This window comes from Aromatoleum aromaticum EbN1 (assembly GCF_000025965.1).
Taxonomy (GTDB): domain Bacteria; phylum Pseudomonadota; class Gammaproteobacteria; order Burkholderiales; family Rhodocyclaceae; genus Aromatoleum; species Aromatoleum aromaticum.
Genome location: NC_006513.1, coordinates 4,227,917 through 4,254,224, shown reverse-complemented (window position 1 = coordinate 4,254,224; position 26,308 = coordinate 4,227,917). Strand labels below are relative to the sequence as shown.

General features: G+C 64.5%; 23 protein-coding genes and 2 pseudogenes. 14 read left to right on the top strand and 11 right to left on the bottom strand.

Translation table 11 applies throughout. The annotated features are described in order from the left end of the window. Window positions 1–33 precede the first annotated feature (33 nt). The 3 genes from EBN1_RS20280 to EBN1_RS20270 form a co-directional block, all read right to left on the bottom strand. A complete protein-coding gene (locus EBN1_RS20280; protein ID WP_041646646.1) occupies window positions 34–1,560 on the bottom strand; it encodes a hypothetical protein in 1,527 nt (508 codons plus the stop codon). Window positions 1,561–1,642: 82 nt separating this feature from the next. Next, window positions 1,643–2,587, bottom strand: a complete 945-nt coding sequence (gene pepA, locus EBN1_RS20275; protein WP_011239855.1) for a flocculation-associated PEP-CTERM protein PepA — start codon at window positions 2,585–2,587, stop codon at window positions 1,643–1,645. Between the two features lie 376 nt (window positions 2,588–2,963). Continuing rightward, window positions 2,964–3,281, bottom strand: a complete 318-nt coding sequence (locus tag EBN1_RS20270) for a hypothetical protein (protein WP_197531913.1) — start codon at window positions 3,279–3,281, stop codon at window positions 2,964–2,966. Between EBN1_RS20270 and EBN1_RS23010 the strand changes: the two genes are divergently transcribed. From EBN1_RS23010 to EBN1_RS20250, 5 genes and pseudogenes are all read left to right on the top strand, one after another. Further along, on the top strand, window positions 3,165–3,407 hold the full coding sequence (locus EBN1_RS23010) for a sulfotransferase (RefSeq protein WP_041646645.1): 243 nt from the start codon (window positions 3,165–3,167) through the stop codon (window positions 3,405–3,407). The two genes, EBN1_RS20270 and EBN1_RS23010, sit on opposite strands and share 117 nt — an antisense overlap. Window positions 3,408–3,487: 80 nt before the next feature. Then, window positions 3,488–4,402, top strand: a pseudogene (locus tag EBN1_RS20265) (ISAs1-like element ISAzo3 family transposase); the annotation flags it as partial. A 557-nt stretch (window positions 4,403–4,959) separates the two neighbouring features. After that, on the top strand, window positions 4,960–5,859 hold the full coding sequence (locus tag EBN1_RS20260) for a group II intron maturase-specific domain-containing protein (RefSeq protein WP_011238249.1): 900 nt from the start codon (window positions 4,960–4,962) through the stop codon (window positions 5,857–5,859). Between the two features lie 76 nt (window positions 5,860–5,935). Further along, window positions 5,936–6,175, top strand: a pseudogene (locus tag EBN1_RS20255) (transposase); the annotation flags it as partial. Between the two features lie 137 nt (window positions 6,176–6,312). After that, window positions 6,313–6,846 carry a sulfotransferase family protein gene (locus EBN1_RS20250; RefSeq protein ID WP_011239852.1) on the top strand — a complete coding sequence of 178 codons (534 nt, stop codon included), beginning with the start codon at window positions 6,313–6,315 and terminating at the stop codon, window positions 6,844–6,846. Between the two features lie 44 nt (window positions 6,847–6,890). Here the strand turns inward: EBN1_RS20250 and EBN1_RS20245 are convergent, their stop codons facing one another. Together EBN1_RS20245 and EBN1_RS20240 are read right to left on the bottom strand one after the other, a co-directional pair. Beyond that, window positions 6,891–7,568 (bottom strand): DapH/DapD/GlmU-related protein, encoded by a 678-nt coding sequence (locus EBN1_RS20245; RefSeq protein WP_041646644.1) that lies wholly within the window; start codon window positions 7,566–7,568, stop codon window positions 6,891–6,893. Then, complete coding sequence (locus tag EBN1_RS20240) at window positions 7,565–8,776, bottom strand: glycosyltransferase (RefSeq protein ID WP_011239850.1); 1,212 nt, start codon at window positions 8,774–8,776, stop codon at window positions 7,565–7,567. Before EBN1_RS20240 ends, EBN1_RS20245 begins: the two co-directional genes overlap by 4 nt. 242 nt (window positions 8,777–9,018) lie before the next feature. Here EBN1_RS20240 and EBN1_RS20235 point away from each other — a divergent pair, with 242 nt between their 5' ends. Both EBN1_RS20235 and EBN1_RS20230 read left to right on the top strand, forming a co-directional pair. Continuing rightward, entirely contained in the window at window positions 9,019–9,555 is a 537-nt protein-coding gene (locus tag EBN1_RS20235; RefSeq protein ID WP_011239849.1) for a methylated-DNA--[protein]-cysteine S-methyltransferase, read from the top strand. Then, window positions 9,552–10,454: a DNA-3-methyladenine glycosylase family protein gene (locus EBN1_RS20230; RefSeq protein WP_011239848.1), complete on the top strand. Its 903-nt coding sequence runs from the start codon at window positions 9,552–9,554 to the stop codon at window positions 10,452–10,454. The genes EBN1_RS20235 and EBN1_RS20230 overlap by 4 nt, the downstream gene beginning before the upstream one ends. 286 nt (window positions 10,455–10,740) lie before the next feature. Here EBN1_RS20230 and moaC read toward each other — a convergent pair whose 3' ends face one another. Further along, window positions 10,741–11,256 (bottom strand): cyclic pyranopterin monophosphate synthase MoaC, encoded by a 516-nt coding sequence (gene moaC, locus EBN1_RS20225; RefSeq protein WP_041647712.1) that lies wholly within the window; start codon window positions 11,254–11,256, stop codon window positions 10,741–10,743. Window positions 11,257–11,335: 79 nt separating this feature from the next. Here moaC and EBN1_RS20220 point away from each other — a divergent pair, with 79 nt between their 5' ends. Together EBN1_RS20220 and EBN1_RS20215 are read left to right on the top strand one after the other, a co-directional pair. Next, window positions 11,336–12,775 carry a beta-barrel assembly-enhancing protease gene (locus EBN1_RS20220; protein WP_011239846.1) on the top strand — a complete coding sequence of 480 codons (1,440 nt, stop codon included), beginning with the start codon at window positions 11,336–11,338 and terminating at the stop codon, window positions 12,773–12,775. 166 nt (window positions 12,776–12,941) lie between these two features. Next, window positions 12,942–13,172, top strand: a complete 231-nt coding sequence (locus EBN1_RS20215; protein ID WP_041646643.1) for a sulfurtransferase TusA family protein — start codon at window positions 12,942–12,944, stop codon at window positions 13,170–13,172. Between the two features lie 98 nt (window positions 13,173–13,270). On the opposite strand, the gene EBN1_RS20210 is transcribed toward EBN1_RS20215, so the two are convergent. Beyond that, a complete protein-coding gene (locus EBN1_RS20210; protein WP_011239844.1) occupies window positions 13,271–16,117 on the bottom strand; it encodes a valine--tRNA ligase in 2,847 nt (948 codons plus the stop codon). Window positions 16,118–16,440: 323 nt separating this feature from the next. Here EBN1_RS20210 and EBN1_RS20205 point away from each other — a divergent pair, with 323 nt between their 5' ends. The 3 genes from EBN1_RS20205 (at window position 16,441) to EBN1_RS20195 (ending at window position 20,860) form a co-directional block, all read left to right on the top strand. Continuing rightward, a complete protein-coding gene (locus EBN1_RS20205; protein WP_011239843.1) occupies window positions 16,441–17,694 on the top strand; it encodes a CAP domain-containing protein in 1,254 nt (417 codons plus the stop codon). 150 nt (window positions 17,695–17,844) lie between these two features. After that, window positions 17,845–19,569 carry a type I secretion system permease/ATPase gene (locus EBN1_RS20200; RefSeq protein WP_011239842.1) on the top strand — a complete coding sequence of 575 codons (1,725 nt, stop codon included), beginning with the start codon at window positions 17,845–17,847 and terminating at the stop codon, window positions 19,567–19,569. Then, a complete protein-coding gene (locus EBN1_RS20195; protein ID WP_011239841.1) occupies window positions 19,556–20,860 on the top strand; it encodes an HlyD family type I secretion periplasmic adaptor subunit in 1,305 nt (434 codons plus the stop codon). Before EBN1_RS20200 ends, EBN1_RS20195 begins: the two co-directional genes overlap by 14 nt. A gap of 83 nt (window positions 20,861–20,943) precedes the next feature. On the opposite strand, the gene EBN1_RS20190 is transcribed toward EBN1_RS20195, so the two are convergent. Genes EBN1_RS20190 through EBN1_RS20180 form a run of 3 tightly spaced genes read right to left on the bottom strand, consistent with a single transcriptional unit; the run spans window position 20,944 to window position 23,407 of the window. Next, entirely contained in the window at window positions 20,944–21,453 is a 510-nt protein-coding gene (locus EBN1_RS20190; RefSeq protein ID WP_011239840.1) for a hypothetical protein, read from the bottom strand. After that, complete coding sequence (locus EBN1_RS20185) at window positions 21,450–21,887, bottom strand: DNA polymerase III subunit chi (protein ID WP_011239839.1); 438 nt, start codon at window positions 21,885–21,887, stop codon at window positions 21,450–21,452. The genes EBN1_RS20190 and EBN1_RS20185 overlap by 4 nt, the downstream gene beginning before the upstream one ends. 17 nt (window positions 21,888–21,904) lie before the next feature. Then, the gene (locus tag EBN1_RS20180) at window positions 21,905–23,407 is read right to left on the bottom strand and encodes a leucyl aminopeptidase (RefSeq protein WP_011239838.1); all 1,503 of its coding nucleotides are present in this window, start codon (window positions 23,405–23,407) and stop codon (window positions 21,905–21,907) included. A gap of 109 nt (window positions 23,408–23,516) precedes the next feature. On the opposite strand from EBN1_RS20180, the gene lptF reads away from it, so the two are divergent. Together lptF and lptG are read left to right on the top strand one after the other, a co-directional pair. After that, window positions 23,517–24,596, top strand: a complete 1,080-nt coding sequence (lptF, locus tag EBN1_RS20175) for an LPS export ABC transporter permease LptF (RefSeq protein WP_011239837.1) — start codon at window positions 23,517–23,519, stop codon at window positions 24,594–24,596. Further along, window positions 24,593–25,672: an LPS export ABC transporter permease LptG gene (lptG, locus tag EBN1_RS20170; RefSeq protein WP_011239836.1), complete on the top strand. Its 1,080-nt coding sequence runs from the start codon at window positions 24,593–24,595 to the stop codon at window positions 25,670–25,672. The genes lptF and lptG overlap by 4 nt, the downstream gene beginning before the upstream one ends. Window positions 25,673–25,853: 181 nt before the next feature. Here the strand turns inward: lptG and rplS are convergent, their stop codons facing one another. Then, complete coding sequence (gene rplS, locus EBN1_RS20165) at window positions 25,854–26,240, bottom strand: 50S ribosomal protein L19 (protein ID WP_011239835.1); 387 nt, start codon at window positions 26,238–26,240, stop codon at window positions 25,854–25,856. Between the last annotated feature and the right edge of the window lie 68 nt (window positions 26,241–26,308).

Genomic DNA, 26,308 nt, shown 5'->3' with positions numbered 1-26,308 from the left:
AGCTGCCCCCGCATGATTTAGCTCAGATCGGTTTCAGTTGATCGGCGGATGCAGTTGAATGTTGCCACCGTCGACAAATCCACCAACCGAGTAGATCACGTCGCTGGCCGGATCGCTGGTCTTGTGAATCTCGATCGTATACACGTCCGCGCAGTTCGTGCAGATGAGCGCAGCGTTTTGATCGGTGGCCGGATCCCCCACCAGCGCGCCGATCGGATGCAGCGCCTTGCACGTCTCCTCATTGTCGACCTGCTTGCCGCCGGCGCCGGGTTCGCCAAGGTCCTCGAAATGGACTCTGACGAAGTGCAATGTTCCCCCATTCCCGGGGACCACGGAAGGATCATTCTTCAGTGGTCCGTTGCGCACGTTCTTGAACGCTCCGATACCAGTGAAATCAAGCTGCTTGAACGGGGCGGGCCGCGCGGGGTTGCAGTTGAACGGGTCGCGGCAGGTGACCGTCACTACCTTGGTTTCTGCCGGTGCGCTCGCCGTGCCGAGATGCAACACGAAGTCGCCAGCAGGACCGTTCTGCTGGTGGTGCGTCCATTCGCCGAACGGCTGCGGCTGGGATGCCGTCGGGGCGCCGATCTGGCCGCCGAAGGTATAGCGATTGCCGCCGGTGGTTAGGGCGGTGGCCAGTTTGCCAGGCACGATTTCGCCCTTGCCATCCACGCCGCCGCCGGTCATCCGGCAACCTTCCTCGCCCACTTCAACCGCGGAAAACTCCGAGTTGGCATCCGCCTTGAGCACCAGGTCGGCGGCCAGCACCGTGTAGGGTGCCAGGCCGATCGGGTCGCCATCGGGCACGAATGCGTCAAACGGACTGATGAGGGTAATCAAGGTGTCGAAGGTGGTGTCGGCGAGCGCTACCGTCGATGAAGCGGGGTCGGTCTGAATGTAGCTCGTGTTGTAGCTGTCTACCGTGTTGCGGATCAGATTGCTCCCGCCGACCCCTTGCTGGAACGTCCCGGAAACACCCACCATGGTGCCCTCGAGGAAGGCGACGCCGTCGATGAAATTGCCCGGCAAGACGGAATCCGTGTTGCCGACATTCGAATCGGGGGTGTCGTCGAAATAGAATTTGTAGTCCCCGGTGAGGGCGGTGAACTGGATGATGCCGGGGGCTATCAGCGTGGCCGACTCTTCGGCGGAAAACGCGACGGTGATTTCGAAACACCCGCTGCCGGCATCACAGGTCGCCCCGTTCTTCGACAGGGTGGGAGGCGAGATGTTACCGCCCTGACTGTCGAGCATCGCGTTCAACCGGGCATGGCCGTGGATGTTGATGATTACCGTATCCCCAACCACCGCGCCGGCGACCCAGGCGGAGAACGTGGTGACGGGGACCCCGTTCGCTGTCGCGGGGGTGGGCAAAGCGTCGACGACGGCCAGGTCGCCGGAAGATTGCCAGTCGAATTCGTTGATCCCCGTGATGTTGTAGATGCCGTTGCCGCCGGTGCTGAACTGGACGTTGGTCGAGAACTCTGCATGCGTCGCGGGCGATACGGCGCAAAGCAGGAAGCCCAGCGCCACCGTTAGTGCTTTGATCTGCGTATTCATACGAGACCTCATGCGGAAAATTGACGCAATGCTCATCCGAAGGCTGTCTGCGCCGCAGGCGCAGACAGCCTTCGGTGGGCACTCAGGCTGCACCCTCCTTGGTCGAGCGCCGGCGCAGTCCCGCCAAGCCCAGCAGGCCGCTGCCCAGCAGCATCAGGGTGCCGGGTTCGGGAACCGCGGAGAACTCCGAATTGGCATCGGCTTTAAAGCCAATGTCGGCGGCCACAACGGTATATTGCGGAAAGCCGATCGTATCCCCGGCATCGTGGGCCGCGGCCTCGCCTGTCGAGCGTAGAGACACCAACGTATCGAAAGTCGTGTCGTTGATCGGCTGGTTGGACGTCGGATCGGTCTGGATATAGCTCGAATCGTAGCTGGTGACGGTGTTGGTCAGAAGATTGCTGCCGTTAGTGCCGTCGAATGTTCCCGATACGGCGACGATATCGCCCGACAGGAAGGCGATGCCGTCAGTGAAGCCGGTGCCGCTGTCCACATCGGAGTCCGGGGTGTCGTCATAGAAATACGAATACGTGCCGTTGATGGTGTTGAACTGAAGAATCCCTGCGGCGATGAGCGTCGCCGTCTCGGTGGCCTCAAACGCCACGGTGATCTCGAAGCCCGCGTCTCCGCCGGCGGCGCCGTTGGTATCCAGCGTCGGGGGCGCGACGCTGCCGCCGCCATTATCCGTCATGTCATTCAGGCGGGCCTGGCCTTGGATCTCGAAGGTCACCGTGTCGCCGACGACGGCGGCGCCCGCCCAGGTGGCGAACGAGTCGGTGAGCGCGCCGTTCGCGGTGGAGCCGGTCCCGGTCAGGTTGTCCAGGATCACCAGATCGCCGGACGACTGCCAGTCGAACTCGTTGATGCCGACGACGTCATAGCCGCCGGCCGCCCCGTCGGTGACGCCATCGCCCACACCTGTGGTAGAGAACTGGACCAGCGTGTCGATGGCCTGGGCCTGCGGCGACATGGCCATCGCCGCGAGGACCGCGCCGACCGCCGATGCTGTCTTGAGTTGCGTTTTCATTGTTGCCTCCTTCGTGAAGCTGATGAAGAATGTGCTCGGCTGTCAGCGAAGAGGTGCTGACGCCAACGAAATAACGCAAACTCCGGGCCAGATTTGCAGTCGATTGTATTCAAAAGGAAAAGTATTTCTGTCGTGGGTCTTCCCGGTTGGCAGGGCCCGCGAGTGTAAAGTTTTTCGACAACAGGCGACGCAAACGGGGGATTGCGCGTGCCGCGTGCGCTCGGACTGATCCATGGCGAGCAAGCGGCCGACCGCCGGCCAGGATGTGACGTCGCGACTACGCCACCTGCGAAGGCATGCGATCATGCGGTGTCGAACCGCGGCACGCTCGTGCGATACCGCAGGCGAGAACGCAGGAAATCGAGCTGCGCCCCGTTCAGCGCATGGCACGTTTGGCCAAGCAACGCACTTCTTGGTAATCGTTCGAGGAACCTGGTATGGAGCAGGCGGCTGAAGCGCTCAGGGTCTTTCTCGTCAGGAACGTGTTTACCCCCGTCAGCGGGTTCACGTTTTCGGCCTGGATGTCTTTGCGCGGCGGCACCGGTTCAGGATTGCGCCGCGCTATTGGCCGCGGGCGGTGTTCGTCACGCTCAACAGCATTGCGACATCGGTGCAAGGCGCGCGCGAAACCCGGGAATTCCAAGCGAGAATTCGCGACGTCCGGATCAAGCCCCCGATATTCGTTCTCGGGCATTGGCGCAGCGGGACGACGCATCTTCACAACCTGCTTTCGCTGGATCCGCAATTCGCGTATCCGAACTTCTATCAGGTCACGAATCCCAGGGCAATTGCACCTAAAATGCATAACCGGTACAGGTAAACCGTTTACGATCATGCGCTTAGCGAGCCCCTGTTCACAACGTCATATTTTGTGTAGCTTACTGTCTTTTTGGGACTCCCATGAAGACAGGCCAGTTGATGCCCGTGAGCGAAGTGTTCGTGTCGGTACCCGACCCGCGCAGCAAGCGGCAGGCCAGGCACGATCTGTCCGAGTTGCTGACGGTGGCGGTGTGCGCGGTGCTGTGCGGGGCGAACGATTTCGTGGATGTGGCGCTGTGGGGCAAGTCCAACCTGGCCTGGCTGCGCAAGTTCCTGAAGCTCAAGGCGGGCGTGCCCTCGCATGACACGTTCTGCCGGGTGCTCGCGATGATCGATCCCGCGGCCTTCGAGGCGGCCTTTTTGCGCTGGGTGGGCGTGCTGGTGCCGGCGCTGGCGCCGGACAGCGTGGTGGCCATCGATGGCAAGACCAGTCGGCGCAGTGGCGGCAAGGATACGTCGGGGCCGTTGCACATGGTCAGCGCCTTTGCCGCCGGGATGGGTCTGGTGCTGGGGCAGCGCGCCACCGATCAGAAGAGCAACGAGATAACAGCGATTCCCGAGTTGCTCGCCATGCTGGCGCTCGAAGGCACCATCGTCACGATCGATGCGATGGGCACCCAGGCAGCGATTGCCCGCACCATCCGTAGTCGTGGCGCAGACTACGTGTTGTGCGTCAAAGACAACCCCCCCACGCTGACCGACTCGATTCTGCTCACCCTGGCCGGCGTGGCGGAAAAGATCGCGCCGGCTTCGCATTTCGAAGAACAAACCAAGGGCCACGGCCGTGTGGAGGTGCGCCGCTGCTGGGCCTATGATGCGGTCAGCCAGTTGTACAAGTCCGAGCAGTGGGCCGGGCTGCAATCGTTTGCGCTCGTCGAGCGCGAACGCACCGTCGACGGCAAGACCAGCGTCGAGCGCCATTACTACATCAGTTCCCTGCCCGCAGATGCCGCCAGAATCGCGCAGGCCGTGCGCAGCCATTGGGCGGTCGAAAGTGTGCCGCAGGCACACAGCAAGGAGGTTCAGCATGAACCGACAAACTGTGTCGAAGCTGCACGGAAGATGAGGGTAGGTCCCTCGGAGTCGGCTTTCAGGAGCGGGCTTCAAACCACCCCAAGCTGCTGCGGTCAAGAGCCGTCGGTGGTGAGCGTTGGGGTCAAAGCGTCGGGGACGTACCCCGAGCAGGTAAGGATCAGAGAGACGAACGAAAGTGAACCCTCGATGACGCGTCGTTATCCAAAGAATTGTCGTCAAAACCAGGGGCGTTTCCACTTCCTGGGACAAGCTTGCCGGGCACCTGATTACTGGGCAAGCGGCGGCCGGCGTATAGGGGGCGTGAAGCTGATCCAGGCTTCCGTGCGGAACTGCGGGAACCAGTCGTTGCGATGTCAAGGGAGAAGCACAAGTGGCAGAAACCACGAGGCGAGAGTACCGATGCGCAGCACTGGGACGGATCGACCCGTAGTAGTGGGGAAGGCCGGTAATGCGGCTGGAGCGAAGGGGTCGAGTCAAGCGGTTGCATTCGGCGTCCAACTGGCAACAGGAGGAGACGGATGAGTGCAACAACAAAACCATTTGCCATCGACAAGTGGCAGGTGTACGAAGCGTATCAAGCGGTCAAAGCCAATGCGGGCGCGGCCGGTGTGGATCAGCAGTCGATCGAGGCGTTCGAGCAGGATCTGAAGGGCAATCTCTACAAGATCTGGAATCGGATGTCCTCGGGAAGCTACTTTCCGCCGCCGGTCAAAGCGGTCGCCATTCCGAAGAAGAATGGTGGGGTGCGCATATTGGGCGTTCCGACGGTGGCCGATCGCGTGGCGCAGATGGTGGTCAAGCGGGTGATCGAGCCGGAACTCGAGGCGCGGTTTCTGCCGGACTCCTACGGGTATCGTCCCGGAAGATCGGCGTTGGAGGCCGTGGCGGTAACGCGTCAGCGTTGCTGGCAGTATCCCTGGGTGCTGGAATTCGATATCAAGGGCCTGTTCGACAACATCGACCACGTGCTGCTCCTTCGGGCGCTCAAGAAGCATGTCAAATGTGAGTGGGCCATGCTGTACATCAAGCGCTGGCTGACAGCGCCGCTGCAACATGCGGACGGAACCTTGGAGGAACGTACCAAGGGCACGCCACAGGGTGGTGTCGTCACGGCGATGCGGCAGAAGACACGCAAACTGAACTATCGGAATCGAACAGACCTGAGTCTGGCAGACATTGCCCGCCTGCATAACCCGCTCCTCAGGGGTTGGCTGGAGTATTACGGGAAATTCTGTCGCTCGGCGATGTACCCCGTGCTGCGGCACTTCAACAAAACGTTGGTGGCATGGGCGATGAAGAAGTACAGACGGCTGAAGGGCCACAAGATCCGCGCGGCTCGCTTTCTCGAAGGTCTCGCCGAGAAGCAGTCGTACCTCTTCGTGCACTGGCAACGAGGGATGGTCGGTGCGTTCGCTTGATGGGAGCGGTGTGAATCGAGAGGTTCACGCACCGTTCTGTGAGAGGCTGGGGGTGCGACTCCCCCGGCCTACTCGCCATCGGCTGCACTGGTGTCTGGATGTTCAGTTCGGTGACGACTACGCAAGGGGCCGCATCGGCCACATTGCCCATAACCTGGCGCTGGTGCGCCACATGGTGCTCAATCTCATCCGGCTCGATAAGTCCATCAAGACGAGCATCAAGACCAAGCGGCTGCTGGCAGCAACATCCGATGAGTTTCGGGCCGCACTGCTCGGCTTCCAAGTGCCTGAAGAGGATGAGGATGACGACGAGTAATGATGAGCGCGTAGCTGCGGGAGCCCTGCCTGTCTCCGATACTGGATGTGGTCTTTCCGCGAGCCGGGTTTCCCTGCGACAAATACCTGACGCTCAGGAATGTGCCGGAAGGGGAACTCGCGCGGTGGCGGGAAGGCTTGCTGCTGTTGATGAAGAAATTGACGCTGGCAAACGACCGCCGGACCGTCCTGAAATCGCCGCCCCATACCTGCCGGGTAAAATTGTTACTCGAACTGTTTCCCGAGGCATCCTTCATCCATATCCACCGCAATCCCTATGTCGTTTTCAAGTCATACATGCGCTCGATCAGGATCATGCAGGAGATGATGCAGCTACAGCGGCCGGATAACTCCGGGCTGGAGCGCAGAGTCATCGAGCAATACCGCGTCATGCATGACGTTTTCCTGGAGGAGCGGCCGCTGGTGCCGAAGGAGCGGTTTTTCGAGCTGTCCTATGAGGCGCTGGAGAAGGATCCGGTCTTGCAGATCCGGTCGATCTACCGTCACTTCAACCTGCCCGGATTTGACGCGCTGGAGCCGTCGTTGAATTCCTATCTGGGAACAATCAGGCATTACCAGAAGAGCGAACTCTCCGATCTCTCGCCCGAGTTGAAGAAAAGGATATCGCAGGCATGGGGCAGGTACTTCGAGGAATGGGGCTATCCGGCATAGGCGCAGCCAAGGCAATGATGATCCCGACGCGGCGAGAGCCGGGTTCATTCATCCGGCCCGACGCCCGCCTTCAGGCGCCGGGCGGGCACGCCGCCCCACACCTCCCCAGGGCCGATGCGGGTGCCTTTGGATACTACCGCGCCGGTGGCGACGATCGCGCCGTCGCCGATCGTGACGCCGGCCAGCACGCAGGAATGGGCGCCGATGGTCACATCATTGCCGATCCGGATTGGATAATGCGCAAGCTTGTCGCCCTCGATGACGTGGGGGACGAGCAGGGCGAACTGGCCGACGATGCTGTTGCTGCCGATCTCGACAAAGATCGGGTCGAGGATGATTCCCGAACTGTAGGTGTTTTCCCCCAGGCGTGCCCCAAGCGCAAGGTAGATAAGGCGGAGGATGGGCACCGGCACGGCGCCGCTGCGCATGATCGGATAGAAGAGAATGAGGAAGAACAGCAGATAGACATGGTAGATGAACTCGCTCAGCGAACCGCGCGGGATATCCCCTTCGGGCAACGGCAACAACCACAGGAACAGTCGGTACGCGGTGATGCCATAGGCGACCAGGAAGACGGCCGCGGCTGCGACGACGGCGATGCCGCGGAAATCTCCCAACGGCAGACTCCCTAGAGTTGCCCACGCGGTGCCCGCAGCCAGCGCCAGGACAATCGACAGGATCGTGACGAAGGTCGCGATCTGCGGCAGCGATATTTTTCTCATGAATTCGCCTCGGTGATTTCGGTGATGGTGCGGGCCAGTGTGTCGGCAGGGTGATGGCGCCGAATGATCCGGGCCAACTCCCGGGCCCGGTGCCGGATCGTGGCGTCTTGCAGCAATGTCCTCGCGGCCGCCCGCAACACGGCTGCCGTGGCTTTCTCCGGTCGCAACACATGCCCGGCGCCATAGATGGTCAGGTAGTCCATATTCAGATGCTGATCGAGGTTGAACGGTATTCCGAGCACCGGCACGCCGTGGGCGAGCGCCTGGTGGCTCGTCGGGCTGCCGCCGTTGCAGATGACGAGGCTCGCGCGCGCGCTCATGCGGTCGCCGGGGAGATAGTCGGCGACCATCGCGTTGGCCGGAATCTCGCGCAGCGGGATGCCTGCCGTTGCGACCGCGACGTGGCAGTCGATGCCTGACAGCGCATCCAGAATGCGCGGCAGGAGTGCGCCCGCCCCTGAACTGCCCATCGTCACGTAAACCAGGGGCTTGCCCGGATCCTGTAACGTGAATTCGGGCATCGCGATCGGCGGTGACCATTCGATCGGGCCGATGTAGCGATGGTTGTCCGGCAACCCTGAGGTCGGAACGAGTTCCGGCACATCGGCGTAGAGTGTGACATCGGCATCGGTGTAGACGCGGCGCAGATCGAGCCCGAGGCTCGGCAACCCGTATTCGCGGCGCAGGCGGTTGAGCGGGAGGGTGTGCCACGCGAACGCCGCCGGCCGGGCCATCGTGAACAGCGCGGTGGCGAGCGGCAGCCCGATGATGCGCGTCATCGGCAGGCAGGGCACCGGAAAACGATGCCGCGAGGCGTAGGGGCTCCAGTATGCGTTGGTAAGCGCGACGTAGGGTATGCCGGCGACGCGGGCGCTGACCGACAGCGAAAGCCGGAAGTCGCCGACGACGATGTCCGGCTGCACGGTCTCGATCACGCGGAGGTCCTTGCGCGCATACTGCCGCAGGGTATCCAGCGAATAGAGCCGGCGGCCCCGCGCCAGACGATTCATGAACACGCTGGGCGGGATCGACTGGATCGTCTCCCGCTGCCACGGCCAGTCGGGGAAGAGCTTGGGATAGTTGTCGGCGCAGGCGAAAACAACTTCCCAGATCGTCGGATCAAGGCCGCGGGCAAGCGCATAGGGGCGTGCAATGTGAGCCAGCGTGACGGTCTCGGAGACGAACAGAACCCGCTTGCGTTGCGTCACCGTACTTCCTCCATCGGTTCACAAGTAATGTAATGCCGAGCAACAGCACGGAACGTCGCGCCGCACGGCCAGGGGGTTCGATTCTCCGGGCCGGATTCGAAGAGCGACCTGTCAGGGGACGGGCGGCGCGGACCTGTGCCACGTTTTCGCTGTCCACCGGGTTCAAGAGCCAGGGCTGGAGTGTATCGTTACCCGGTGACGGGTAGATTTTAGCCAGCGAATCGCGGAAAGAATTCAGGATCATGACGACAAAGCATGAAATGCTCGCGGCAGTGACCTCGGCTGAGATCCAGTTTGCGACCGGCGAATGTTCGCTGGGAGCGATTCTCGTCGCAGCGAGCGGGCCGGGGGTGTGCGCGATCTTGATCGGCGACGATCCGGAGCGGCTCGCGCGTGATCTGCAGGATCGCTTTCCGCATGCTGCGCTGATCAGCGGGGATGCCGATTTCGAGCGGACTGTCGCGACCGTAGTGAGGTTCGTCGAATCTCCCGCGCTCAGGCTGGATCTGCCCTTCGACATTCGCGGCACAGCGTTCCAGCAGCGTGTGTGGCAGGTGCTGCGGGAGATTCCGCCCGGGCAGACAGCGAGCTACGCCGAGATCGCGCGGCGAATCGGCGCGCCGAAAGCGGCCCGGGCAGTGGCCGGGGCATGCGCCGCGAACCTCCTCGCGGTCGCGATCCCATGTCATCGCGCAGTGCGCAACGACGGCCAACTGTCGGGTTACCGCTGGGGGATCGAACGCAAGCGTGCGCTGCTCGATCGCGAGGCCGGGCGATGACGGCGACCGTGTCCTGCGAGGTCGGGCTGCCGGCCGATTTCCGCACCGACGATGTGCTCGCTTTCCATCGCCGCGACCCGCTCGCAGTTGCGGAACGAGTCGAGGGGCAAACGCTGCAGAAAGGCGTCGTGTGGGAAGGCCGCCCGGCATGCCTCACGATCCGCTTCGACAGCGCGCAGGCGAGCGCCGAACTCGCGATCGACGGGGCGCCGGGCGCCGCTGCACCTGCGGCGCTCGCACAGTTGCTGCCGCGCATGCTGGGCCTGACCCAGCAGGTCGAGGTGTTCGAACGGACCTATCGCGACCATCCGCAACTGGGCCCGCTCATCGCCCGCCATCCCGGGCTGCGAGTGCCGCTGTCGGCGAGTCCGTTTGAAGCGCTCAGTTGGGCGATCACCGGGCAGCAGATCAGCGTGCGGGCGGCGATCTCGCTACGACGCCGGCTGATCGAAGTCGCCGGGCTGCGCCATTCGGTCGGCCTCGCCTGCTATCCCGATGCAGAACGGGTGGCCGGGTTGAACGAGGCGGATCTGCGATCAGCTGGTTTCTCGCAGGCGAAAGCGCAGACGCTGATCAGGCTCGGCCGTCTCGTCGCCGAAGACGAGCTGCCGCTCAATACGTGGATCGCGACGCTGCCGGTCGACGAGATCCGCGAGCGCCTGATGCGAGTGCGCGGCATCGGGCCATGGACGATCGATTACGCGCTGCTGAGAGGTTTCGGCTGGCTGGATGGATCACTGCACGGCGACGTCGTGGTGCGCCGCAGCCTGCAGGCAGTGCTCGACTGCCCGGACAGCGTCACCGAAGGACAGGCGAAGCGCTGGCTTGCAGAATTCTCGCCGTGGCGCGCGTTGATTGCGGCCCACCTTTGGGCGGTCGGGCTGGGGAAACTTCCTTAGCATCGGTCGCCGTGCTTGCCGGAAGCAGAAGCTGCATCTCCGGCCGGCGACAAAGAAATAGCCCCGCGTTATGGCCGGTCTGCAATTACGCTTGTCTTTCCGAAATACTGCCTCCGAAAGACTTTGACCGACCACGCGGGGCACACCCCTATTCTAGTTCGGAATCGTCAACGTGCAAGGTTCGGGTATCGGTTGCCGCGATTGCGGCCGAGGCGAAATCCGCAGTCCCCGGGAACGCGTTTCCTGGGGAAGTCACACCGCCGCTGCACAAGGCGGCAAGGATCGGCTACCCGGCGTTGCCGGCGACCCAGTGCCCCGACTTGCCGCCGAGTTTTTCGACGAGCTGGATGCAGTCCATGCGCATGCCGCGGTCGACCGCCTTGCACATGTCGTAGATCGTCAGCAGCGCGACGCTGACCGCGGTGAGCGCTTCCATCTCGACACCGGTGCGTCCGACGGTCTCCGCGGTCACGCTGCAGGCGATCGAGCTGGCCGGCTCGTCGAGTATGAACTCGACTGCGACGCGCGTCAGCGGAATCGGGTGGCACAGCGGAATCAGCTCGCTTGCACGCTTCGAGGCCTGGATTGCGGCGATACGGGCGATGCCGAGCACGTCGCCCTTCTTCGCGGTGCCGGACTGGATCATCGCAAAAGTGGCCGGCTGCATCGTGATCCGGCCTTGTGCGACCGCGACGCGACGGGTTTCGCGCTTGTCACCGACATCCACCATGTGGGCCTGTCCGTCGGCGTCGAAATGGGTGAGGATCGGGGTGACGATCGGAGGCGTGCCGGGTTGGGTCATGAGCTCTGTGCGCGTCGCGGCCATAGCGCGATACATTCCGCGCGGAACGGTTGGAAGTGGATGGGTATCATAGCACCCGATGATCAAACGACTTTTTATCCTGCTGCTGTGCGTCGCGATGATGCCGCGCCTGAACGCGGCCGATCTGCCGGATCTCGGCGACGTCGCGGCGTCCGAGCTTTCTCCGCTCGCCGAGCGCAGGATCGGCGAATCGATCATTCGCGAGATCCGTTTCCGCGATGCCGCCTATCTCGACGACGCCGAAATCGAGGACTACGTCGATCGCCTCGGCCAGCGCCTCGTGACGGCGAGCGCGGCGCCGTACCAGGAGTTCGCCTTCTTCGTCATCCGCGATGCAACGCTCAATGCCTTCGCACTGCCCGGCGGCTTCATCGGCGTGCATAGCGGGCTGATCCTGGCGGCCGAATCGGAATCCGAGCTGGCTTCGGTGCTGGGGCATGAAATTGCCCACGTGACGCAGCGCCACATTGCCCAGTTGGTCGGCAAGCAGAGCCAGTCGAGCATGGTGATGCTCGCGTCGCTGCTCGTCGCGGTGCTCGCGGCGCGCAGCAATTCGCAGATCAGCGAGGCGGCGATCGCCGCCGGGCAGGCGGGGGCGATCCAGTCGCAGCTCGGCTACACGCGCGACTTCGAACGCGAGGCCGACCGCCTGGGCCTGCAGACGCTCGAAGGGGCGGGCTACGACGTGCGCGGCATGCCGAGTTTCTTCGAGCGTCTGCAACGCGCGAGCCGTTTCTATGAGAACAATGCGCCGAGCTACCTGCGCACCCACCCGCTGACCGGCGAGCGGATTTCGGACATGGGCAACCGCGTCGCGCAGATGCGCTATCGGCAGGTGCCGGATTCGCAGGATTTCGGGTTCGTGCGGGCGAAGCTGCGCGTCACCGCGGCCGCGCCGCTCGACGCAGTGCGGGAATTCCAGTCGCTGGCGGCGAAACCCGGGGCCGACGCCGCGGCGCGCTACGGTCTGGCGCGCGCGCTGCTCGCGGCCGGGCGGATCGATGAGGCGACCAAGGCGCTCGACGTGGTGCGGCGCGACGCTCCCGCATCGCCGTTCATCGAATCGCTCGCGGCCGAGTTGCGGCTTGCGGCGCGTGACCCCGCCGCCGCGGTGAAGATCCTCGAGGCGGCGCAGGCGCGATTCCCCGACAGCCGCGCGCTGCGCTACGCGCTGATCGATGCCTTGCTGCAGGCCGGCCGCGCCGACGAGGCGGCCGCGATGGCGCGTGCGGACGCGCTGCGTCGCACTGATGATGACCGCATGTGGACGCTCGTCGCACGCTCGGAGGCGGCGCTTGGTCGTCGCACCGCGCAGCATCGCGCCCAGGCCGAAGTGTACGTGCTGCAGGGAAGTCTGCCTGCGGCGATCGAGCAACTCGACCTCGCACGGCGGGCCGGGGACGGCGACTTCTACGAGCTTTCCGCCGTCGATGCGCGGATGCGCGAGCTGAAAGCCGAGGAACACCAACGCCGCCTCGACAGGCGCGAGGGGAACTGAGCGCCTCCAGGAAACGGCTTTGCAGTTTCCGCCCCCCGAGGGGAACAAGAAAACTTGGGGCGGTGCGGCGTTTTCTCATGAGGCGCGCAGGTCGCCTTTCGCGAAGGGGGGCGAGCCTTTAGAATCCGGCGCTTGATCGATCGAGAATGCGACGAGGAAGGGACTGATGGATTTCGACAAGGAAGTCGATGCACGCGGGCTGACCTGCCCGCTGCCAATCCTGCGTACGAAGAAGATGCTCGCGGAAATGACCCCGGGCCAGGTGGTGCGCGTGCTCGCGACGGACCCCGGATCGGTGAAGGATTTCCAGGCGTTCGCGAAGCAGACCGGCAATGATCTGCTGCAGCAGGGCGAGACGGCCGATCGGGCTTTCGAATTCTTCCTGCGGCGCAAGTAGGATTCCGCGGCCCCTTTTTCTATCGCCGCCTCTCGGGGCCATGAAAAAGGGGCTGTTCAGTGACGGCAGGCGGCCCCTGGTGTGGGACTGTTGCCCGCTCAGCGTGCGCCGAGTTTTTCCAGTTGCGGACGCAGTTTTTCGAGCGTCGCAACGAAACTGGCGAGCCGCTCGCGTTCCTGCTGCACGACTGTGGCGGGGGCGCGTGCGACGAAGCTCTCGTTGGCGAGCTTGCTCTCGGCTTTCGTCATCTCGCCTTCGAGCCGCGCGATCTCTTTCGCGATGCGCTCGCGCTCGGCAGCGATGTCGATTTCGACGCGCAACATCAGCTTGAAGCGGCCGGCGACGGCGACCGGAGCGAGTTCGTCGGTGCCGATCTCGTCGACGACGGCGACCTCCGACAGTCGCGCAAGGCCGGCAAGATATGGCGCGTAGCTCGTGAGTATCGTTGCCTCGCCTGCGGCGACGAGCGGCATGCGCTGGGCTGGCGAGATATTCATCTCGCTGCGCAGGTTGCGGCAGGTGCCTACGATCGCCTTCAGCTCGGCGATCTTCGCTTCGCTTGCTTCGTCGAGCCGCGACAGGTCCGCCTCGGGGTAGCGGGCCAGCATGATGCTGTCGGTGTCCTTGCGCCCGGCGAGCGGTGCGACCGTCTGCCACAGCTCCTCGGTGATGAACGGGATCAGCGGATGCGCGAGGCGCAGCACGGTCTCGAGCACGCGGAGCAAAGTGCGGCGCGTCGCACGCTGCTGCGCTTCAGTGCCGCTCTGGATCTGCACTTTCGCGAGTTCGACATACCAGTCGCAGTATTCGTCCCAGACGAATTCATACACCGCTTTCGAAACGAGGTCGAAGCGGTAGTCCCTGAAGTGCTGTGCGACTTCGGCTTCGGTGCGCTGCAGCTTCGACACGATCCAGCGGTCGGCGAACGAGAAATCGAGGTTCGCGGTGTTGCACGCGGCGCTGCCGGCCGCGGCACTGATGCCGCAGTCCTGGCCTTCGCAGTTCATCAGCACGAAGCGCGTTGCGTTCCACAGCTTGTTGCAGAAGTTGCGGTAGCCTTCGCAGCGCGACAGATCGAACTTGATGTCGCGCCCCGGAGTCGCGAGCGACGCGAACGTGAAGCGCAGCGCGTCGGTGCCGAACGCGGGGATGCCTTCCGGGAATTCCTTGCGCGTTTTCTTCTCGATGCTCTGTGCCTGCTTCGGGTTCATCAGGCCGAAGGTGCGCTTCTTCGCGAGCTCGTCGGCGGAGATGCCGTCGATGAGGTCGATCGGGTCGAGCACGTTGCCTTTCGACTTCGACATCTTCTGGCCTTCCGCGTCGCGGATCAGGCCGTGCACATAGACGTCGCGAAACGGGATCTTGCCGGTGATGTGCTTCGTCATCATCACCATCCGGGCGACCCAGAAGAAGATGATGTCGAATCCGGTCACGAGCACCGACGACGGCAGGTAGAGGTCGAGCGCGTCGTTCGACTTCTCTGGCCACTCCGCGGTCCAGTCGAGCGTCGAAAACGGCCATAGTGCGGACGAATACCAGGTGTCGAGCACATCGTCGTCACGGCGCAAGCGGCCGGTGAAGCCGTCCTTCGCGGCGAGCGATTTTGCCTCGGCTTCGTCGTGCGCGACCCACACGCGGCTGTCGCCTTCGACGTCCGCGTACCACGCCGGAATCTGGTGGCCCCACCACAGTTGGCGCGAGATGCACCAGTCCTGAATGTTGTTGAGCCACTGGTTGTAGGTGTTGATCCAGTTCTCCGGATAGAAGCGGATCTCGCCCGACGCGACGCATTCGAGCGCCTTCGCGGTGATGCTCCTGCCGTCCGCGCCAGGTTTCGTCATTGCGACGAACCACTGGTCGGTCAGCATCGGCTCGATGACCGCGCTCGTGCGGTCGCCGCGCGGCACCATCAGCTTGTGCGGCTTGATGCCGGCGAGGAGCCCTTGCGCCTCGAGATCCTGCACGATGACTTCGCGCGCGACGAAGCGGTCCATGCCGCGATACTTTTCGGGAGCGTCGTCGCTGACGTGCGCGTCGAGCCGCAGGATGCTGATCATCGGAAGATTGTGGCGCAGGCCCACGGCGTAGTCGTTGAAGTCGTGCGCCGGCGTGACCTTGACGCAGCCGGTGCCGAACTCGCGGTCGACGTAGTCGTCGCCGATGATCGGAATGTCACGCTCGCACAGCGGCAGGCGCACGGTCTTGCCGATCAGGTGCGCGTAGCGCTCGTCTTCCGGATGCACCATCACCGCGACGTCGCCGAGCATCGTCTCCGGCCGGGTCGTCGCGACGGTCAGGCCTTTCAAGTCACCGACCGGCCCGTCGCTGAACGGATAGGTGATGTGCCACAGGAAGCCGTCTTCCTCTTCCGACACCACTTCGAGGTCGGACACGGCCGTGCCGAGTTTCGGGTCCCAGTTGACGAGGCGCTTGCCGCGGTAGATCAGGCCCTCGTTGTAGAGGCGCACGAAAGTCTCGGTGACGGTCTTCGACAGGCCTTCGTCCATCGTGAAGCGCTCGCGCTTCCAGTCTGGCGACGTGCCGAGGCGGCGCATTTGCCGTGTGATCGTGCCGCCCGAGTATTCCTTCCACTCCCACACTTTCTCGACGAACTTCTCGCGGCCGAGGTCGTGGCGTGAGACGCCTTTCGCGTCGAGCTGGCGTTCGACGACGATCTGCGTCGCGATGCCGGCGTGGTCGGTGCCGGGTTGCCACAGCGTGTTGAAGCCCCGCATGCGGTGGTAGCGCGTGAGCGCGTCCATGATCGTCTGGTTGAAGCCGTGGCCCATGTGCAACGTGCCGGTGACGTTCGGCGGCGGCAGCAGGATGCAGAACGCGTTCGGGTTCGACTTGTCGAGGCCGGCGTCGAAATGACCGCGCGATTCCCATTCCGGGTACCAGCGGGCTTCGATCGCCGCGGGCTCAAAACTCTTGGCCAATTCCATGGTGTGCTCTGGGGCTTGAAGGCAAAAGGCGGATTATAGCGGATCGAGGCCGGGCTCCCGGAACGTGACAAGTCGATTGGGCAACCTGCATCGGAACGCCGGTGTCGCGCCACGCCCGTCGCTCACCGATTAGCCGGCGTTCGCCACTCTTACTTACATTTTTCAAGCGGATCAGCGGGTTGCAGGGTCGGGACAGCTCATGTTTAATGTCTCGCCTTGTTTTGAGGGCAGAGTTGTGAACAACGCCCGGGTGCGGCACCAAAGGGGAGCGCAGTGCCTGCACCATCCGACTCCTTGAATCGAATAACATCAGGACAGCACGCATGTCGCAAGCCAATGCCTACGAGCAGTACATGCTCGAACTCATCAACAGTGAACGCGCCAGGGTAGGCGTCCAGCCGCTCGCCTTCGATGGCGATCTGAACGAATCGGCCGAGAAGCACAGTTCATGGATGATCGCGACCGATACTTTCTCGCATACCGGCGCAGGCGGATCGAGTCCAGGTGAGCGCATGAAGGCGGCGGGCTACGTGTTCAGCGGCTCGTGGGCGTGGGCCGAGAACATTGCCTGGATGAGCACGCGCGCTCCTGCGGGGCTGCAGGACGAGGTGCTGCAACTTCACACCAACCTGCTGAATTCCTCTGGCCACCGCGCCAACCTGCTGAACGACACCTACCGCGAGATCGGCGTCGGTCTCGAGGTCGGCCAATACGGCAGCTACGAGGGCGCGTTCGTCACGCAGAACTTCGCCCGTACCGCGTCCAGCCCTTTCCTGACCGGTGTCGCCTTCGACGATCTGGACGGCGACCGGCGTTACGACATCGGCGAAGGTCTGGGCAACATCACCATCAGCGCCAGGAACAGCACCACCGGAGCGGTGACGACCACGACGACGACGGCAGCAGGGGGTTACGACATCGGGCTGGCCGCCGGCACCTACAGCGTGACGTTTTCCGGGAGCGGATTCGCTACGACGACCCAGCAAGCGACGATCGGCACCCGGAACGTGAAACTCGACCTGGTGGACCCGGTCGCCAGTGGCGGCACCACGGCATCCGAACCCGCGCCGACGCTTCAGCCTGCCACGATCACCGGCACGTCGGGGGCGAACACGCTGAAGGGGACGACCGGCAGCGACGTGATCCTCGGCCTCGGCGGCGCCGACAAACTGTACGGCCGAGCGGGCGCCGACCAGCTGGACGGCGGTACCGGCAACGACCGCCTGTGGGGTGGAGCGGGCGCAGACGTGCTGAGCGGCGGAACCGGAGCGGACATCTTCGTGTTCGACGCGCCCTTTGTCGGCGCCGTCGACCGCATCACCGACTTCTCGCCGAAGGACGATGTGATCTACCTGCAGAACAGCATCTTCACCGGCCTGCGTGCTGCAGGTGCCATGAGCAATGCTGCTTTCCATGCCGGTACGAAAGCGCACGATGCGACGGACCGGGTGATCTACGACGGCGAAACGGGCGCCCTCTATTACGACGCCGACGGTACCGGCGCGATGGCTGCCCAGCAGTTCGCCCAGCTGACCCCCGGACTCGCAGTCACCCACGCAGACTTCTACGTCATCTGATCGTGCCGGGGCGAGCATCGCCGCTTCGCCCCGGATCGCCGCCCATCCTCCGCGCGCAAACACCTCGGCGGGAGCGGCTTTGCACTTCCCTCGCACGCGACCGGTACGATTCGGGCCGACGTCGTGGATCCCACCCCGGACCGTTCTTCGATGATTAAGTCGCTCGCGACGTTGTTGCGCTCCCCCGCGCTCGCAGGCATCGACCGTCGCTCGCTGGTGACCGTGGCTGTCGCCAGCATCGCCATCAACCTGCTCATCTTCGCGCTGCCGCTCTATTCGCTCCAGGTGTATGACCGGGTGTTGACGTCGCGCAGCCTCGATACCCTGTGGCTGCTGACGCTGATCGTCGCCGTCGCCCTGTCGCTGTCGGCGCTGATCGATACCCTTCGCGCCCGCATGCTGCTGCGGGTGGGGAATGCCTACGCGCTGGCGCTGGGGCCGCGCCTGATGGATGCCTCGATCGCCCATTCGGCGCGCCTGGCCGAACCCTCGGCGCAGGCGCTGCGCGATCTGCAGACGGTGCGCTCGTTCGTTACCGGAGCGCAGGGCCTGGTGAGCCTGATCGACGCACCTCTGGTCCCGGTCTTCCTGGTCGGCGTGTATGCGATGCACGCGGGGCTGGGCAACGTGATGCTGGCGGGCATGGTGACCTTGGTGGCGCTCGCGCTGGCCACCGACGGCCTGACCGGCAAGCTGTTGCGCGCGGCCGGCGAGGCCGGTATCGATGCTCAGCGCCGCGTCGAAGGCGTGATGCAGAATGCCGAAGTCGTCGAGGCGATGGGGATGCGCACCGCGATGCGGGTCTCCTGGCAGGTCGCCCAGACCGAGTCGATGAGCCTGGCGAGCGCGGCAGCCGAGCGGGCCGCGCACCTGTCCGGGCTGGTGAAGGGAGTACGCCTGCTGCTCAACCTGCTGCTTGCCGCTGCAGGTGCGTGGTACGTGATCCACGACGAAATCACTATCGGCGTCATGGTCGCGGCCGGCATCCTGGCGGCGCGCGGCCTCGCACCGCTGGAGGCGATGATCGGGGTCTGGAAAGGCCTCGTGTCGACGCGGGCCGCGATCGACCGCATCAATACCGCACTGGAGCACTTTCCCCGCACTGAATCGGCAATGTCGCTGCCCGTGCCGCGCGGCGAGCTCAGTGTCGAACGCCTGGTCTATGCGCCGCCTGGGGCCGGTCAGCCGACGATCAAGGGAATCAGTTTCACCCTCGAACCGGGCTGCTGGCTGGGGCTCATCGGCCCTTCGGCTGCGGGCAAGTCCACGCTGGCCAAGCTGATCTGCGGCATCTGGCAGCCCGTGTCCGGTTCGGTACGCCTCGATGGTGCCGACGTGTTCGCCTGGAACCGGGCGGAGTTCGGCCGGCACTGCGGTTACCTGCCGCAGGACGTCGAGCTCTTCGCCGGGTCGATCCGCGACAACATCGCGCGCTTCGGCCAGGCAGATGATGCCGAGGTGGTCGCAGCAGCGCAGATGGCCGGCTGCCATCACATGATTCTTCGCCTCGCCGATGGCTACGACACCCGGATCGGCGCCGGTGGGACGACGCTGTCGGGCGGACAGCGCCAGCGCATCGGGCTGGCGCGAGCGCTTTTCCGGCAGCCGCGGCTGATCGTCCTCGACGAGCCCAACGCGAGCCTGGACCACGAAGGCGAAACCGCCTTGCTGCAGGCCGTCGGCCGGGCCCGCGAGGGCGGCGCGACGATCGTCATGATCAGCCATCGTCCCTCGGTGCTCGCCCGTGTCGACATGCTGGCGGTGCTGGCGGACGGGCAGGTGCAGCACTTCGGGCCACGCGAGGAGGTGCTCGCGCGCCTGCAGCGGCCGGCCGCAGCGCGGGCGGTCCCGGGAGTCAGACGTGTCGGCGTTTGATGGCGCGAACCGGGAAAGGGCCGTCGTTCCGACCGATACCCGCTTCGATACGCGCGCTTTCTACGCGGTCGCGGGGTGCTTCTTCGGGTTTCTGCTGCTATGGGGCTTTTTCGCCGAACTCGATTCTGGCGCCATTGCCGAGGGGGAGGTGATTCCGGCGGGGCGGGTGAAGACCGTTCAGCATCTGGAAGGCGGCATCATCCAGGCGATCCTGGTGCGCGAAGGGGAGTCCGTCAGAGCGGGAACAGAACTGGTGCGGCTCGAGGATACCGAGGCACGCGCGCAGCTCGGTATCGCCGAAACCGATCGTGCTGCGCAGGAGGCGCTGGTGCAGCGACTGGAGGCCGAGCGTGACGGTCGTCCCTACCGGCCTGCGCCCGAGGTGGCGGCTGCGCCGAGCGTGATGGCGCAGGTGCGCCTGTTCGAATCGCGCCAGGACGCGCTGAGAAAGGAAGAGGCCGGTCTGAATGTGCGCGTCGACGGCATCCGCCGCGAGCTGCAGAGCTGGGAAGGCAAGGGAGCAGCCCTGGACGAGCTGCAGGCGAATGCCGAAGAGGAGAGCCGGCTGAACCAGCGGCTGTTCGAGAAGAACTTCATCTCGCGCCCGCGCCTGCTGCAGCTGCAGGGTCAGCAGGCCGAAAGTGCCGTCCGGCTCTCGGAAAACTCGGCTGAGATCGCGCGATCGCGCCAGCGGCTGGCCGATACCGAGGTGGCGATCGCGAAGCTGAAGAATGACTGGATGAGCACGCTGCTGGAAGAACTGCGCCGTGCCCAGGAGGCCGCGGCGGCTGCGCGTGAGCGAGTGACGGTGGCGCGCGACCGGCTGGCGCGCAAGCGCCTCGTGGCACCACAGGACGGTATCGTCAATGATCTGCGCTACACCACGGTCGGCGGCGTCGTGCCGCCGGGAGGCGCGGTGCTGGATGTCGTGCCGGTCGCTGAACGCCTGGTCGTGGAGGCACGCGTCCTGCCCGACGACATCGATGTGGTGCGGGCGGGGCTGGAGGCGCGGGTGCGACTGACCGCCTACAAGGCGCGCTCGCATCTCAGCCTCATTGGCAAGGTGACGCATGTATCGGGCAGCACCTTCCGCGACGAGCACGCCCAGGGCCGCCCCTTCTACAAGGCCCGGGTCGAGATCGATGCGAAGGAACTGGACAAGGTGGAGCGCGGCCTGCTGATCCCGGGCATGCTCGCACAGGTCGAAATCGTGGCCGGCAAGCGCAGCGCCATGCGCTACCTCTTCGACCCGATCATCGACAGCATGAACCGCGCCTTCAAGGAGAGCTGAGTCTTGCACCTCACGCGCCAAGGCTCGGAGCTGGAGAAATTCCGGCCCCGCTCGGGGTGTCCGCGAGCGCCCAGACACCGTCTCTATTTGTCGCGCGAGAGCGTGCGAGATCCGGAGTCGCTGCCCGGACCGCCTTTCAGGCTCCCCGAGATGCGCTCTGACAAGGCAGGGAGCAGGGTCGCGCGCAGGTGGGCGAGCGTTTCGACCCGCAGGCGATCGGCGAGCTTGTCGAGTTCGCGCGACAGCAGTTGCGGCAGTTCGGTGGCGAACCAGTTTTCAATTTCACGCGAAATTGCGGAGTCGAGGCTGACGAGCTGTTCGGCGAGCTCGCTCGCCGCGATCGGGACGGACTCCTCCAGCGTGGCCGCTGCGGGCCGCGGTTCGGCCAACTCCAGCCTTTCCAGTTCAGACGGGTCGACAATGTCGGTCAAAACCGGCAGTTCGTCGTCGTCGAGCGCGACGAATTCATCGGGTTCCGGAAGATCCGCGCCCTTGTGCCGGTGCAGCAGCGCATTGGCCTTGTCGAGGAGTTCGTCGGCAGCTTTCAGGTCGTCGTCCGGGTCGATGCGCGGCGGCGCGCCCCAACTGCTCATAACGCCTCCCGCCGTACCGCATCGAACGCCTGCAGCGGTAGTTCGCGCTGCTTGTAGTGTGCCCAGCGTGCCCGCGCCGGGATCTTCATGGCTTCGCTCTGGCCGACGATCTCGACGAGCATGCGAAAGCGCTCGAAATCGGGCGGGATATCGTCGGCGAGATTGAACAGCAGCTCGGCATGCGGCCACCTGGTCGTCCGTGCAGCGTCGCCGATGACGACCGGAGTCCGGGCTGCCAGGGGCGCGTCCGCCATCACGTGGGGGACGAACAGCAGCGGCTCAAAGCTCCACAGCAGCTGGTCGAGCTCGCGCGCCGCGGCCGGGCCTGGCACCCGCACCGCGACCCGCCGCCCGCTCGCGTAGGCGCGGGCAGCCAGTTCGCACGCCAGCGCGAGAGGGTTCTCGGCGTTGTGGTAAAACTGCACCCGCGCCATGACCGTCGACGCCGCGTTCAGCCGGGCGCGCCCTGACTGCGGGCGATCAGGAACTCGGCGAGCAGCGGCACGGGCCGTCCCGTTGCGCCCTTGGCGTCGCCAGACACCCACGCAGTCCCCGCGATATCAAGGTGCGCCCATTTGTACGCCTTCGTGAAGCGCGCGAGAAAGCAGGCTGCCGTGATCGTGCCGGCGAAACGCCCGCCGATGTTGCCCATGTCGGCGAAATTGCTCTTCAGCAACTCCTGGTATTCGTCCCACAGCGGCAGCTGCCACGCGCGGTCGCCGGACACGGTGCCGCAGTCGAGCAATTCGCGCGCGAGCGCGTCGTCGTTCGCCAGCAGTCCGCTCGGGATCTTGCCCAGCGCGACGACGCAGGCGCCGGTGAGCGTCGCGATGTCCACGACGCAGGCGGGCTTGAAGCGTTCGGCGTAAGTGAGCGCGTCGCACAGGATCAGCCGGCCTTCGGCGTCGGTGTTGAGAATCTCGATCGTCTGTCCGCTCATCGACGTGACGACGTCGCCCGGTTTCGTCGCGCCGCCGCCCGGCATGTTCTCGGTCGTCGGGATCAGACCGACGACGTTGATCGGCAACGCCATCCGCGCGATCGCCTTGAACGTACCCAGCACGCTCGCCGCGCCACACATGTCGAACTTCATCTCGTCCATTTCGGCGCCGGGCTTCAGCGAAATGCCGCCGCTGTCGAAAGTGATGCCTTTGCCGACCAGCACGACCGGCTTGTCCTTCGACTTGCCGCCTTTGTAGTGCATGACGATGAACCTGGGCGGCTGGTGCGAGCCGCGCGCGACGGACAGCAGCGAGCCCATGCCGAGCTTTTCCATGTCGTCGCGGTCGAGCACTTCGACCTTGAGCTTGTACTGCTTGCCGAGCGCAACCGCCGTGTCGGCCAGATAGCTCGGCGTGCAGAAATTGCCGGGGAGGTTGCCCAGATCCTTCGCCAGCGCCATGCCTTCCGCAATCGCCTGGCCGCGCTGGATCGCTGCCTCCATGCTCGCCGTGATCTCGCGCGTGAGCAGTACGACCTTGCCCGCGCCGCGCCGCTTCGAGTCCTTGCCCTTGTCCTTGCTCTTCGTCGCATCGAAGCGGTACGCGCCATCGGCGATCGCGCGGACGAGCTGCTGCAGCACCCAGTCGATGTCGCGCCCGGGTACCGGAGTGTCGGTGAGGCATACCGCGACGTCGCTCGCCGCACCCGAAGCGAGAGCCTTGCCGATGGCGACGAGCGCGTCGCGCCACGCCTTGTCGCCGAACTCGTCCCGCTTGCCGAGGCTCACGGCCAGCACGCGTTCGCAGGCGCTGCCCGGCAGGTCGTGGATCGCGAGCAGCGAACCGGCCTTGTCCTCGAGATCGCCACGGCCGAGAATCGCCGCGAATTTTCCCTTCGAGGCCTTGTCGAGAGCGGCTGCTGCGTCGCCGAGCTGTCCGTCGGCAAAGACGCCGACAACCACGCTGCCGGTCTTGAGTTTTTCCGGCGTCCCGGTCTTTATGGTAAATTCCACGCACAGCTCCTTTGATAGACGCGACGTTCCGATTGCCGCCGATTATGGCCCGTCCCCGGCGAATGCGTCAAAAGTCACTTTCCCCAACGCATATCGAATCCTTCGCGCGATGATTTTCAGCCGCGCTCTTCAGCGTGAGTTCTTCCAGTCGGCCGCCGGCGTGTTCGTGGCGCTGTTCGCCATTCTGATCACCGTGGTGCTGATTCGCCTGCTTGGCCAGGCTGCCGGCGGGCGCCTGCCGTCCGATGCGGTGCTCGCGCTGATCGGCTTCGGTTCGCTGAGCCGCTTGCCGATCGTGCTGTCGCTGACGGTTTTCATCGCGGTGCTGCTGTCACTGTCGCGCTCGTACCGCGATTCCGAGATGGTCGTCTGGTTCGCCTCCGGGCTGCCGCTGACCGCGTTCATCCGTCCCGTGCTGCGCTTTGCGTTGCCGATCGTGCTCACGATCGCGGCTGTGACGTTGTTCGTCGCGCCATGGGCGCAGTTGAAAAGCGCGGAATACCAGGCGCGAATCGATTCGCGCAACGACGCATCGCGCATTGCGCCCGGAGTGTTCCGGGAGTCGGTCGGCGCGCAGCGGGTGTTCTTCGTCGAGACGGGAGCGGGCGAGGACGGCAAGGTTCGCAACGTCTTCGTCAGCACCGAGAAGGACGGACGGCTCGACGTCATCGTGTCGGCCGAAGGGTCGTTGCGCACCGACGCGGAGGGCGACCGCTTCGTCGTCCTCGAGAAAGGCCGGCGCTACGAGGGTGAGCCCGGGTCGCCTGAATACCGCGTGCTCGAATTCGACCGCTACAGCGTCCTCGTCGAGGAACGCGAGGCGGCAGGTCCGGCGTCGCGTACCAGCACGACTCCGACGCTGGAACTGCTGGCCGACCCGACGCCCCGCAAGCTCGGCGAACTGCTCGGACGTATCGGCATGCCGGTCGCCGCGCTGCTGCTGGCGCTGATGGCGATCCCGCTGTCGTTTGTCAATCCTCGCGCGGGACGCGCGAACAACCTGCTGTTCGCGATCCTGACGTATCTGGTCTACAGCAACGCGATCAGTGTGTTCCAGGCCTGGGTGTCGCAGGGCCGGCTGCGGTTCGAACTGGCGGTGTGGCTGCCGCACGTCGTCGTCCTCGCGGTTCTCGCGCTGATGTTCTATCGGCGACTGGCGATTTCCCCGTTCTGGCGAGCTCGCGCATGAACCGCGTGCTGACCCGCTATCTCGCGCGGGAAATCTTCGGCGCGACGGCGATGGTGCTGCTGGCCTTCCTCGGCCTGTTCGTGTTCTTCGACTTCATCAACGAGCTCGATGTGGTCGGCAAGGACGGCTACGAACTGCACCACGCGCTGATTTTCGTCGTGATGCTCATCCCGGGCCGGGTGTACGAGCTGCTGCCGGTGGCGGTGCTGATCGGCACGCTGTACGCGCTGACGACGCTCGCGCGTCACTCCGAAATCACCGTCATGCGAGTTTCCGGGATGTCCACGCCAGCGATGCTGCGCGCGCTCGGGGGGATTGGCGTGATCTTCGTCGTGCTGACGTTCGTCATCGGCGAATACGTCGCACCGCCTGCCGAGCAGGCGGCGCAGCAGTGGCGGCTCACGGCGACCCATTCAGCCGTGTCGAACCAGTTGCGCTCCGGGCTGTGGGTCAAGGACGGTCTGCGCGTCGTCAATGTGCGCACAGTGCTGCCAGACCGCAGCATGGAAAAGGTGCGGATCTACGATTTCGACGCGCAACACGCGCTGCTGTCGATCAGCGAGGCGGCGACCGGGCGTTACGACGCCGCGCAGCAGGGGTGGCTGCTCGAAGGGGTGCGGCAGACGAGATTCCTCGGTGACCACACCGACGTCGTCGATCTGACGGAGCTCACGTGGCGGTCGGACCTGACGCCACAAGTCCTGAGCGTCCTGATGGTCGTTCCGGAACGCATGTCGGTGACGACGCTCTTCGCGTACATCAGCCACCTGCGCGAGAATCGCCAGAACGCCGACCGTTATGAGATCGCGCTGTGGAAGAAGCTCGTCTATCCGTTCGCGGCGCTCGTCATGATGGCGCTGGCGCTGCCGTTTTCCTTCACCCACGACCGCATGGGGGGAGTCAGCATGAAAGTGTTTCTCGGCGTCATGCTCGGTATCGGCTTCCACCTGCTGAATGGCCTCTTTTCGAGCCTCGGCGTGATCAACAGCTGGCAACCCGCGCTGGCGGCACTGACGCCGAGCGCGCTGTTCCTTGCTGCCGCAGCAGGGATGCTGGTCTGGGTCGAACGGCGCTGACGTAACGCCGGGCGGCGGCGGAAGCCCGCCCAGCGGTGAAGTCGAGCGGTGAGGTGGACAGTGAGGTGGACAGTGAGGTGGACAGTGAGGTGGACAGTGAGGTGGACAGTGAGGTGGACAGTGAGGTGGACAAAAAAACGGGCCTCGCAAGGCCCGTTTCCAGCTACCGATCGACGTCCGCTCAAGCTTTCTTCGCGGCCGGCGCCTTGTAGTTGAGCTTTTCCTTGATCCGTGCCGACTTGCCCGAGCGCTCGCGCAGGTAGTACAGCTTGGCGCGGCGCACGTCGCCGCGGCGCTTCACCTCGATGCTGTCGACCAGCGGCGAGTACGTCTGGAACGTGCGTTCCACGCCTTCGCCCGAGGAGATCTTGCGGACGATGAAGTTGGAGTTCAGGCCGCGATTGCGCTTCGCGATCACGACGCCTTCGTAGGCCTGCAGACGTTCGCGCGTGCCTTCCTTGACTTTCACCTGCACGATCACGGTGTCACCGGGAGCGAACGCGGGGATGGTCTTGTTCTGCGTGAGGCGGGCGATTTCTTCCTGTTCGAGCTGCTGAATCAGGTTCATTTGCGACTCCTGTCGTTTCAATGGCACTTGGCCTTGCAAGCAGAGCAGGCTAGAAGCCTGATGCATGC